This is a genomic window from Herbaspirillum sp. B65 (genome assembly GCF_000333555.1).
GTDB classification, from domain to species: domain Bacteria; phylum Pseudomonadota; class Gammaproteobacteria; order Burkholderiales; family Burkholderiaceae_D; genus Herbaspirillum; species Herbaspirillum rubrisubalbicans.
Genome location: NZ_BADI01000720.1, coordinates 1 through 10,375, shown reverse-complemented (window position 1 = coordinate 10,375; position 10,375 = coordinate 1). Strand labels below are relative to the sequence as shown.

The following is a 10,375-nucleotide window of genomic DNA, read 5'->3' as shown; positions in this document are numbered from 1 at the left end:
TTCAAGATCGGCCAGAACCAAGTCACTGGAACAATTGCCGCTAGTAAGACGCCGATCTGATACGCCACTGAGATTCCCCTCGATTTGTGGTATTGTTGGTCCAAACAGAGTAACCCCAAAAAGAGTTAATCCATTCGAATTAACTCAAAGTTACTTCATTTGGATTAATTGCGCAAGAGGAAAATCGATGAGCTACGCAGAAATTTTGAAAATGGCGCTGGATGGCAAGTCGGTGAATTCGCTCGCTAAGCAGTGGGGAATCCCCCAGCCGACCCTAGACAAGTACGCTCGGGGCGAGCGTTTGCCGAGTTTTAAGGCCGCGAAGGCAATCGCTGAGGCGGCCGGAGTTTCAGCCGAACAAATGTTGGAATGTCTTGCACTAGAAGAAGAAACAAGAAAAGGTTATAATCGCGCTCCTTCAGCTGATGTAGCTCAGTTGGTAGAGCAACTGATTCGTAATCAGTAGGTCGACGGTTCGATTCCGCCCATCAGCACCAGCACACAAGGGTTTCCGGCTTATGCCGCAAACCTAATTGGGTAATAGACTCTTCTCTGGGTAATAGAATTGCCCTATGGGAGGCTTATGGCCCCAAAAAAGCCCGCGATTGCGGGCTTTTTTTATTGGCCATGTCGGCTGCTGACCGATTGCTGACCTTTATATTCCCGGTTTCTGCAGCACCTTGCTCCAAACCTTTGCGTGTCGCCCCGTCCCGTAATAATCAATAAGCATTCCGTGATCTTTATCGAACATGTGATCATAGAATCCCCAACTCGCTAGGTAACGCGGGCCGCTGTTGACCAGCAGCCGAGAGGCGCCAGCCGCCGTGGCCTCTTCATATACTGCCGACAACAATGATCGTCCGATTCCCTTGGTCTGCATGAAATCGCGACGAACGAACACGTTGAGCAATTCCAACGCATCCGGCGCAGTCATGGCAACATGGGCGCTCATTCGCGCATCCGGCCGTGACAGGCCCATGCAAGCGACCGGCAATCCTGCCGGGTCGCAAGCGACCAGATAGCTGCGATACCGCCCCTCATCGTCTGCACCACCCTCCATGTGGGCTTTGATCGAAGCGATCTCGGACTCTACAATTTGACCCGTGTGCAGATCGCGCACATGCTCGCGCAAAACAACATCGAGATGCGGAAGGTCTGTCCAGCCCAGCCATCGAATGGATCCGATCTCGTTGTTAGTCGATGATAACGTCACTCCCTTGGGTCGATGGGCATAGAAAATGTCCCACTCTTCCTCCCCCACCTGCAAAAAACCATTGTTTAGATAAAAACGATTGGCGTCGCTTTCGCGTAGGGCAGTGAGTTTGACTGGGCATCCCTTGCGGCTGACATCAGCCAGAACGCGCTTGAGAACCTGCGCTCCGATTCCCCGGCGCTGGTATTGCGAAAGGATATAAAAGTGTCGGAGGACATGGGCATCATGATGGCGATCCAGTGAGAAAAAGCCGACGGCATGGCCATCGATCATGATGAAATAGCTGGTTTCTGGCGTGAACGTCGATGTAAAACGTTCACGCACGCGCTGGGCATCAAATCGACCGACCCTCTCTAAACTCTCCCGCATAGCAGCAATACGTATATCGACAAGGCGTTCAAGATCCGATTCTCGGGACTGAATGAAGGCGGCAAACATTGAGTTCTGACGGCAATCGAAAGTGGGGGGAGGAGTGATCGAAATCTCATCATAAATTGGCTAAGGCGGCAATGTCTTAGCGGAGGTCCGCTCTTGGCCGAGGCTGTGTAAAAACGTAGGAATTCTTAATCAATTGAAAAATCGACCTCTCAGATCGACCTGCATTCAATTTTCTCGATGTCGGGCTGAGGCTCTGTTTTTACACAGCCTCGGCCGATAGCGGCCGTCAAAGGCAATTCCACGGACAATGCGCCTAGATCTTCACTCAAGTGAATAGCACTTACTCAGAAGGATAGGATGAGGCCCCAACCAGTTGGATGTCACTCGTATACTCCCACCGGCATGGGACTTCATCTGGAAGTGGTTTGCGGCGTGTCCCCGCAGCTACCGTCGCCGAATAGAGCTGACACGCCACAGGTGGAGGCAAACATCTGCGAACTGTGGTGACCAACGCCTGGAACCTCCAGCAAGCTCTGGTGCAGAGCGCCACTTGCTTTCATCCTCTCCACATAAGCCAGTCCGCGTTGAAATCGTGTCGGCCCTTGAGCCTCTGCGGCGCAGCTCCTGTCGAGTTGATGATGATGGGGGTCGTTATCAGCGGTGCCTAAAAGATAGATGATATCTTTGGCGAAATAGCGTTCGCGGACGGCTTGCGGATTCAGCGGGGGCTGCACATACCTGGGAAATGTGCTGCCGAGGCCGTATTCCCATCGGTTGACGGTGGTGCAGGTGGCGGTGGGGGGCACTGGCCTTTCATCGTTCAGATAGAGATAGGCGGAAGGGTTGGCCACCACGTAGCGAATATGGTGTTCTACCCGGACCCGAACGAGGACCTGGCGTTGCGCGGCCGCACTTTTCCCGGTCCGGATTTTGCGCCCGGCCTGGCCGCCGAGCTGTTCTACCGGCGCGCTTGCACGATCTACGGCGGGACCGCTGAAATTCAGCGCAACATCATCGCCAAGGCGATGTTCAGCCTGTGAGGCCCAGATCCGAGGATGACAGATGAATTTTGACCTGACCGAAGAGCAGCAGATGCTGCAGGACAGTGCGGCCCGCTACGTCCAGAGGAGTTACCCGTTCGAACTGCGACGCGCGCGCGCCAACGATGAGGGTGGATTCCGTCGCGAGACCTGGCAGGCCATCGCCGAGATGGGCTGGCTCGGCGTCGCTGTGCCCGAGCAGTACGGCGGGCTGGGCTTTTCCCCGGTCGAGACGGGGCTGGTTGCCGAGCAGTTGGGGCGGGCCCTGGTACTGGAGCCCTTCGTCGCATGTGGCGTGTTCCCGGCTGCACTGCTGGTACGCGCCGGGGAAGGCGGGGAAGGCGGGCAAAGGGCCGCGCTTCTCGAGGAACTGATTTCGGGGCAGGCGCTGTTTGCCGTCGCCCATAGCGAGCGCCAGGCCCGCGGCACCCTCGCATCAGTCAAGACGCGCGCCACCAATAGCGGCGATGGCTGGCGCATCGACGGCCACAAGACGCTGGTGGTCGGCGCGCCTGTGGCCGACAGGCTGCTGGTGGTGGCGCGCACCGCCGGCGCCGACCAGGACCCGCAGGGTCTGACGCTGTTCCTGGTCGATCCGTGCGGACCCGGCGTGGGTGTGGTGCCGACCCGCTTGCTAGACGGTACGCCGGCGGCGGACATCGTCTTCGACGGCGCTTGCGTGGACGGCAGTGCCGTCGTCGGCACCGTCGGCGGGGCGCTGTCCGTCCTGCAGGCAGCGGTCGATGAAGCGATCGTCGCCTTTAATGCCGAGCTGGTGGGCGGCATGGAAGACACGATCGCCCTGTGCGCCGATTATCTCAAGACCCGCAAGCAATTCGGCGTCGCCATCGGCAGCTTCCAGGCCTTGCAGCACCGTATGGCCGACATGGCGATCGAACTGTCGCAAGCAAGGGCCACGCTGCACCGCGGATGGGCGGCGCTGACGCAGGGCGGCGCCGCGCAGGGCGTGACGGTCTCCGGATGCAAGGCGCAGCTCATCCGCAGCGCCCGCTTCGTCACCACGCAAGGCATTCAACTGCACGGCGGCTATGGCATCACCGACGAATACAAGGTCGGCCACCATTACCGTCGCCTGCTGATGCTCGATGCACAGTTCGGGAATATGGAATTTCACCTGAAACGCTATGCATGTCACATCCAGGACGAGGCACGCGCGGCCATGTCTGGGCGTTGCGCTGACACAGCAGCAAAAAATCTATCCCTCACCCTTGCCAAGGATTGAGCCATGCCAATCGAAAATTTCACCATTCCGCAACATGTTCCTCCGCACGTCGTCATCGACTTCGACAAGGATGCACCGGAAGGATTCGAAGACGACGTCCACCTGGCGTGGGCCAAACTGCACGATGGGCCCGACATCGTCTGGACTCCCAGGCATGGCGGCTACTGGATTGCCACGCGCGCCGAAGATATCGACGTCATGCAGATGGACCACGCACGGTTCTCGCATGCGGTGGTGTCGGTGCCGAAAAGACCTGACCACGTGCCGCTGGTCCCGCTTGAGCTCGATCCACCCGAACACACGCCATTCCGCGCATTGTTGTCGCCGGCGTTCGGACCGAAACCCGTCCATGAGCTCGAAGCTGATGTACGGGCGTTGACCAATTCCCTGATCGACGGTTTCATTGAGCGCGGCGAATGCGAATTCGTCGATGAGTTTGCCAAACGGCTGCCGATTGCCATTTTCCTGCAGCTCGTGAACCTGCCGATGGAAGACCGCGACCATTTGCTGGAACTGACCGAGAAATCGGTGCGCGCACGCAGCCCGGCCGATCAGGTGGCGGCATTCTCCGGGCTGCAGGCGTATGTCGGAAAATGGATTGCTGAACGCCGTGCACGACCCGGCACCGACCTGTTCAGCAAGATCGTCAATGCCCGTGTCGACGGCCGCGAATACACGCCACAGGAGACCTTCGGCATGCTGTCGAATGTGCTGTTCGGTGGACTCGATACCGTGGCCGCCACGCTGGGCTTCGTCGCCAGATGCCTCGCCGAGCAGCCGCAGCTGCGTCGCGAATTGGTGGCCGACCCGGCGCTGATGGGGCCGGCAATCGAGGAATTCCTGCGTCGGTACCCCGTCCCCCAGACGACTCGCGTGATCACCCATGATTTCGAGTACAAGGGTCTGCAGTTCAAGGCGGGCGAACTGATCATGTTGCCCAAAACCCTGCACGGCCTGGACGAGCGCCGCTTTCCCGACCCGCTCAAAGTCGATATCCGCCGCAAGGTCCAGCGCCATGCTGGTTTCGGCGATGGTCCCCACCGTTGCCCCGGAGCTGGGCTTGCGCGCATGGAAGTCCGTGTCTTTATCGAAGAATGGCTGCGGCGCATCCCGGAATTCTGGATCGATCCGAACAACAAACCGCGCTGTACGACCGGTACCACGAATGCGATGGTGACGCTCAAGCTGCAGTGGAGCAAGCCCGCCTAAACACCGGCTTTTGATTTTTTCATGTATATGGCAGAGACAACCAAGCTCCTCGAACAATTCGGCCCACGCGATGCGATGGAATACGACATCGTGATCGTCGGTGCCGGCCCTGCCGGCCTCGCCGCCGCCATTCGCCTCAAGCAGCTCGCGCTCCAGCAGGCAACGGAGATATCCGTTTGCGTCCTCGAGAAAGGTTCCGAGGTAGGCGCCCACATCCTCTCCGGTGCGGTCATGGATCCGATCGCGATGAACGAGCTGTTCCCCAACTGGAAAGACCTGGGTGCCCCGCTGCAGACACCCGTCAGCGAAGACCGCTTCCTGTTCCTGACCGACAAAAAAGCCTACAGGACGCCGGGCTGGGCCTTGCCCGGCTGCTTCCAGAATCACGGCAATTATGTGATTTCGCTGGCTAACGTCGTGCGCTGGTTGGGCGAGCAGGCCGAAGCGCTGGGCGTGGAGATCTTCCCCGGCTTTCCTGCGGCGGAAGTACTGTATGACGACAAGGGCAGGGTCAAGGGCGTCGCTACCGGTAATATGGGCGTCGACCGGCATGGCCATCCCAGCGATGCCTTCCAGCTCGGCATGGAACTGCACGCGAAATACACCTTCTTCGCAGAAGGCGCACGCGGTCACCTCGGCAAGCAGCTCATGGCGAAGTATGACCTGAATCGGGGACGCGACCCGCAGACCTATGCGCTCGGTATCAAGGAGCTGTGGGAGATCGATCCGGCCAAACATCAGCCGGGACTGGTCATTCACACTGCTGGCTGGCCGCTCGACGCGGCAACTTACGGCGGTTCCTTCCTTTATCACCTCGAGGACAACCAGGTGGCGGTCGGCTATGTAGTCGGCCTGGGCTACCAGAATCCGTATCTATCGCCCTACGAGGAATTCCAGCGCTACAAGACGCATCCTGAGATCCGCAAGTTCTTCGAGGGCGGCAAGCGCGTGGCATACGGCGCGCGCGCGCTCGCCGCCGGTGGCCTGCAGTCGCTGCCGAAATTGACCTTCCCTGGCGGTGTGCTCATCGGCTGCGATGCCGGTTTTTTGAATGCGTCGCGGATCAAGGGCAGCCACGCGGCGATGAAGACGGGGATGCTGGCCGCCGAGGCCGCCTTCGACGCGCTGGCTGGCGGCCGTACCCACGACGAACTCGTTGCGTTTCCAGCTGCCTTCGAGGCATCGTGGCTGCACGAAGAACTGTACAAGGGACGCAATTTCAAGCCCTTCATGGCGCAAGGCCTGTACAAGGGCGCCCTCATGGTCGGCATCGACCAGCTGCTGCTGCGCGGGAAGGCGCCATGGACGCTGCGCCACAAACACGCCGACCACGAATGCCTACGCCCCGCGTCGGAGTTCGCGCCTATCCGCTACCCGAAACCGGACGGCAGGATCAGCTTCGATCGCCTGTCGTCGGTATTCATCTCGAACACCAACCACAGCGAGGATCAGCCGGTCCACCTGACGCTGCGCTCGGCTGCCACGCCCGTCGACCTTAACCTGCATCATTTTGCCGGTCCAGAGCAACGGTATTGCCCGGCCGGTGTCTATGAGTTCGTCGGCGTGGAAGAGGGAAGGCCGCGCCTGCAGATCAATGCGCAGAATTGCCTTCACTGTAAGACATGTGACATCAAGGACCCGACCCAGAATATCGTCTGGGTGACGCCAGAAGGCGGGGGCGGGCCGAATTATCCCAATATGTGAGCATCGACGCATCGCCCATCATGCTGCCGACATCGCCTTGTCGTTGTAGGCGTTTTCACACCACCCGGCCGCGGAAACGGGCCGGGGGAAATCTCACAACATGCCGCGGTCCTTGGCGGTCTTGCTGCCCTTGTCGATGATCCCCAGTTCGATCAGCACTTCGACCGTCGCTTCAATGGCTTCGGCCAGTGCGGGGAAACCGGCATACGGTGCGGACTGGATCAGCGCTTCCTGGATCTCGAGCACGGTCAAGCCATTGCGCACGCCGGCACGGATATGGTTCTTGAGTTCGCGCGGCTTGCCCATGCCGATCAGGATCCCGATGGTCACCAGGCTGCGCTGCTTGCGCTCCAGACCGGGACGCGACCAGACGGCGCCGAATGCCATCTCCAGCGCGATCGCAGCGGTATCGGCTGCGAAGCCGCCGGAGTTGGCGGAAGCCTCCATGCCTTTGCGGAACTGGTCGCCAAACATCTCTTCTACTAACTTCAGGCCTTGCTGGTAGTGCGCGCTTGCTTCGAAATCGGGGTGGCTCATTGCTGCTCCTCATTGGTAGTGAATGACGACCGCATGGGCGAACGGGTTGATGCATTCTATGACCAACATCAATGGCGCGCAACGGTAAAATGAACAATGTTCATTTATAGGAATATGTCCTTGGGCGCCGGATGAGTCTGGATAAGATGGAAATCTGCGCAGGCGGGGAGGGGGAAGAATTTTTTAACGGTGTTCATTTAAATTGTCGAGAAAGTATTGGAGAATTCTTGAGTGTCGTTCCTTTAATTGACCAATGTTCATATTTGTTGATGTGCAGCCATTGGCTGGTGAGGATGAAACGACACGCCCCTCATCGACAATAATTCGAACGGAGATGGATGAATGGCTCGTCGAACCAAGGCCGACGCGATGGCCACGCGCGACAAGATCCTTGACTGTGCCGAAAGCCTGTTCGTCCAGCGCGGTGTCTCGCGCACGACCCTGCAAGACATCGCCGACGCGGCAGGGGTGACGCGGGGCGCGATTTATTGGCATTTCATGGACAAGGCAGATCTCTTCGGCGCCATGCTGCATCGTGCAAAGATGCCCTTCGAGTCGGCGATGCAGGCGTTGAACGAATCCGGTGCGCATGATCCGTTGGGCGATCTGGAGAAATATGCACTGATCGTGTTTCGTCTGGCCGAGACCGACCTCAGGGCGCGGCGGGTATTCGAAATCGCCACGCTCAAGGTCGAATACGTGGATGACATGAGCGAGGTACGAACGCGCCGCGCGGAGATGACGGCCCAATGGATGGTACATGCCGAAAGCAAGCTGCGCTCGGCCATCGAGAGCGGCCACGTAGCTGATCGCGTCGACGTGCGCAACGCGGCGCTCGGCCTGTGGGCGCTCATCGATGGACTGCTGCGGGCATGGGTGGTCGAACCGACCGCGTTCAGCCTGAGTGTGGAGGGCAAGCCGATCGTGGCAACTTTTCTGGCCGCGATACGGGACAAGAGCGGCGCGCTCCGTAGCGACGTGATGCATACGGATTCGACGCTCCTGTACCGATGATGCAGTTGCTTTTGCCACGCCGCTGATGCGGCAAGCTTTTTTGATGGATGCCAATGCCAGGTTTGATGGAGCGCGCAGCAAACACTGCGGCGTGGAGTGAGCCGCCAGATCAGAAGATATGCTTCACCCCCGCCGTATACAGCATGGGATCCGAACCATCCGACGCGCCACCTTCGGCCAAGCTTGCCAAGCCGAATCTTGCTCTTTTGTTGTTGCTGATATGCGCTATGCCTCCGTAGAGATGGGTACGCGGGCTCAGCCCATAGGTATAGCCCAAGGCCAATTGCCGCGCATCGCCGCTGGATTGCTTCCTGTCCTTATGCACCATCACGCTGGCTGAGATCTTGTGCGCTCCCAACGGCACGCTCACCCCCGCCAGGAAATCGCGGCTATCCATCGCCTTGGCGCCCTCGTTGGATTTATTGGTCTGCATCATCAGTGATACGGCTGCCACCTTGAAATCGTAGCGCGTGCCGAGATTGACCAGGCGCACGGTCTTGATGCCGGCATTGCCCACGGCCTGGCTGTTGATGTTCTGCATCGACAGGCTGGAGCTGCTTGCACCCCGCGTATAGTTGAGGCCGGCCGACAGCAGGCGGCCGCTGGCACTGGTACCTGCCGTTTCACCAAAGCTGTAGGCCAGTTGGCCCTTGAAACCTCCCAGTGTCGGGCTGGCGTACTTGATCGTGTTGTTATCGCGGCGGTATTTGTTCGCCTGCGTAAAGATCCGGGTGAAGGCCAGCGCTCCACTGAGCGGGTCCATCGGAGCCGCATAGTCATAGAGCGGGCTATCCTGCCGCCCCAGCGTCAGCGTGCCATACGGCCCTGACAGGCCCACGAAAGACTTGCGTCCCCATAGCAGGCCACCTTGGCCGAGCGCACCATCGTCTAGCGAAAAACCGCTTTCGAGCACGAACAGCGCCTTCCATCCCTGGCCCAGTTCCTCGCTGCCGCGAAAGCCCAGGCGGCTAGCCGAGTTACCGCCAGAGACCAGGGAAGTGCTGCTGCCTGCGCGATGGCGCTCGGACTCCCAGGTGAGGCCGGCATCGACCACGCCATACACGGCCACGCTCGATTGCGCCGCAGCGCTGCCGCACAGGCACAGTAAGGTGCCCGCCAGCGATGAAGCAGATATACGCAGTTTCATGTCATTGTTCTCCTGAGTGATAAAAAAGGTATTCGGTACTTCGAGGGATGTTGTTCTGGTCCACCTTCGGCTCCCGCCACAGCACCGCAAGGCGCGCCTTTGCCTCGCGCCGCGCCGGCGTGCGCGGCGGCGATGTAGCGGGATAGGGCAGTGCAGGTCAAAGGCAGACGCCAGGTCTGCCGGGGTGCTACAGGAAGCGGCTCAGGAATGCACGGGTGCGCCCATGCTGGGGACGGGCAATGACTTCCTCGGGTGGTCCGGCTTCCAGCACCTTGCCGCCATCCATGAAGATCACCCGGTCAGCCGCCTCACGGGCAAAACCGATCTCGTGCGTGACCACGATCATGGTCAAACCCTGTTCGGCCAGGCTGCGCATGGTGGCCAGCACTTCGCCGACCAGTTCCGGGTCCAGTGCCGAGGTGGGTTCGTCAAACAACAGCAGTTGCGGCTTGACCGCCAGCGCACGGGCAATGGCCACCCGTTGCTGCTGGCCTCCCGACAACTGGCGCGGATAGGCATGGGCCTTGGCGGCCAGCCCGACCTGTTCCAGCAGTTGCAGGGCCTCTTGCTCGACTGCGCCGCGTTCGCGGTGGTGTACGTGCAGAGGGGCTTCCATCACATTCTGCAAGGCCGTCAGGTGCGGATACAGATTGAACTGCTGGAACACCATCCCGGTCTTGCGCCGCTGCCGTGACAGCTCGGCCTGGCTCAACTTGCGCAGCCGGCCAGCGTGCTGGCGATAGCCGACCTGCTCACCGTCGAGCAGGATGTAGCCCTGGTCGATGCTCTCCAGGTGATTGATGCAGCGCAGCAGGGTGGATTTGCCCGAGCCCGAGGGGCCCAGGATGACTACCACTTCCCCGGCATGGACGTCGATGTCGATGCCCTTG

The 10,375-nt window shown here is 59.7% G+C and carries 10 protein-coding genes, 1 tRNA gene and 1 pseudogene; 7 read left to right on the top strand and 5 right to left on the bottom strand.

The window, feature by feature from the left end; translation table 11 throughout:
• Window positions 1-187: 187 nt before the first annotated feature.
• Together I5W_RS34265 and I5W_RS17000 are read left to right on the top strand one after the other, a co-directional pair.
• Window positions 188-466 (top strand): helix-turn-helix domain-containing protein, encoded by a 279-nt coding sequence (locus I5W_RS34265; protein WP_081584705.1) that lies wholly within the window; start codon window positions 188-190, stop codon window positions 464-466.
• Window positions 422-497, top strand: a tRNA-Thr gene (locus tag I5W_RS17000). The genes I5W_RS34265 and I5W_RS17000 overlap by 45 nt, the downstream gene beginning before the upstream one ends.
• Before the next feature lie 158 nt (window positions 498-655).
• Here I5W_RS17000 and I5W_RS16995 read toward each other — a convergent pair.
• Together I5W_RS16995 and I5W_RS30045 are read right to left on the bottom strand one after the other, a co-directional pair.
• On the bottom strand, window positions 656-1,651 hold the full coding sequence (locus I5W_RS16995; RefSeq protein WP_044530106.1) for a GNAT family N-acetyltransferase: 996 nt from the start codon (window positions 1,649-1,651) through the stop codon (window positions 656-658).
• Window positions 1,652-2,001: 350 nt separating this feature from the next.
• Window positions 2,002-2,445: a hypothetical protein gene (locus tag I5W_RS30045; RefSeq protein WP_252717067.1), complete on the bottom strand. Its 444-nt coding sequence runs from the start codon at window positions 2,443-2,445 to the stop codon at window positions 2,002-2,004.
• 12 nt (window positions 2,446-2,457) lie between these two features.
• Here I5W_RS30045 and I5W_RS31410 point away from each other — a divergent pair.
• From I5W_RS31410 to I5W_RS16980, 4 genes and pseudogenes are all read left to right on the top strand, one after another.
• Window positions 2,458-2,631 (top strand): annotated as a pseudogene (locus tag I5W_RS31410) (acyl-CoA dehydrogenase); the annotation flags it as partial.
• Window positions 2,632-2,653: 22 nt separating this feature from the next.
• Window positions 2,654-3,874 (top strand): acyl-CoA dehydrogenase family protein, encoded by a 1,221-nt coding sequence (locus I5W_RS16990; RefSeq protein ID WP_044530105.1) that lies wholly within the window; start codon window positions 2,654-2,656, stop codon window positions 3,872-3,874.
• Between the two features lie 3 nt (window positions 3,875-3,877).
• Window positions 3,878-5,083, top strand: coding sequence for a cytochrome P450 (locus tag I5W_RS16985; protein ID WP_044530104.1), 1,206 nt, complete (start codon window positions 3,878-3,880; stop codon window positions 5,081-5,083).
• A 21-nt stretch (window positions 5,084-5,104) separates the two neighbouring features.
• Entirely contained in the window at window positions 5,105-6,787 is a 1,683-nt protein-coding gene (locus tag I5W_RS16980; RefSeq protein WP_085946783.1) for an electron transfer flavoprotein-ubiquinone oxidoreductase, read from the top strand.
• Between the two features lie 93 nt (window positions 6,788-6,880).
• On the opposite strand, the gene I5W_RS16975 is transcribed toward I5W_RS16980, so the two are convergent.
• Window positions 6,881-7,324: a carboxymuconolactone decarboxylase family protein gene (locus I5W_RS16975; RefSeq protein WP_017450485.1), complete on the bottom strand. Its 444-nt coding sequence runs from the start codon at window positions 7,322-7,324 to the stop codon at window positions 6,881-6,883.
• Between the two features lie 342 nt (window positions 7,325-7,666).
• On the opposite strand from I5W_RS16975, the gene I5W_RS16970 reads away from it, so the two are divergent.
• Window positions 7,667-8,338, top strand: a complete 672-nt coding sequence (locus I5W_RS16970) for a TetR family transcriptional regulator (protein WP_044530103.1) — start codon at window positions 7,667-7,669, stop codon at window positions 8,336-8,338.
• A gap of 109 nt (window positions 8,339-8,447) precedes the next feature.
• Here the strand turns inward: I5W_RS16970 and I5W_RS16965 are convergent, their stop codons facing one another.
• Both I5W_RS16965 and I5W_RS16960 read right to left on the bottom strand, forming a co-directional pair.
• Window positions 8,448-9,485, bottom strand: a complete 1,038-nt coding sequence (locus I5W_RS16965; protein ID WP_044530102.1) for a porin — start codon at window positions 9,483-9,485, stop codon at window positions 8,448-8,450.
• A 187-nt stretch (window positions 9,486-9,672) separates the two neighbouring features.
• The coding region (locus I5W_RS16960) for an amino acid ABC transporter ATP-binding protein (protein WP_044530101.1) at window positions 9,673-10,375 on the bottom strand (703 nt) is incomplete at its 5' end.

Excerpts from the sequence above, each read along its gene's own strand:
- I5W_RS16990 (WP_044530105.1), top strand. The coding sequence starts at position 2,654 with ATGAATTTTGACCTGACCGAAGAGCAGCAGATGCTGCAGGACAGTGCG.
- I5W_RS16965 (WP_044530102.1), bottom strand. The coding sequence starts at position 9,485 with ATGAAACTGCGTATATCTGCTTCATCGCTGGCGGGCACCTTACTGTGC.
- I5W_RS34265 (WP_081584705.1), top strand. The coding sequence starts at position 188 with ATGAGCTACGCAGAAATTTTGAAAATGGCGCTGGATGGCAAGTCGGTG.
- I5W_RS16980 (WP_085946783.1), top strand. The coding sequence starts at position 5,105 with ATGTATATGGCAGAGACAACCAAGCTCCTCGAACAATTCGGCCCACGC.
- I5W_RS16985 (WP_044530104.1), top strand. The coding sequence starts at position 3,878 with ATGCCAATCGAAAATTTCACCATTCCGCAACATGTTCCTCCGCACGTC.
- I5W_RS16995 (WP_044530106.1), bottom strand. The coding sequence starts at position 1,651 with ATGTTTGCCGCCTTCATTCAGTCCCGAGAATCGGATCTTGAACGCCTT.
- I5W_RS16975 (WP_017450485.1), bottom strand. The coding sequence starts at position 7,324 with ATGAGCCACCCCGATTTCGAAGCAAGCGCGCACTACCAGCAAGGCCTG.
- I5W_RS16970 (WP_044530103.1), top strand. The coding sequence starts at position 7,667 with ATGGCTCGTCGAACCAAGGCCGACGCGATGGCCACGCGCGACAAGATC.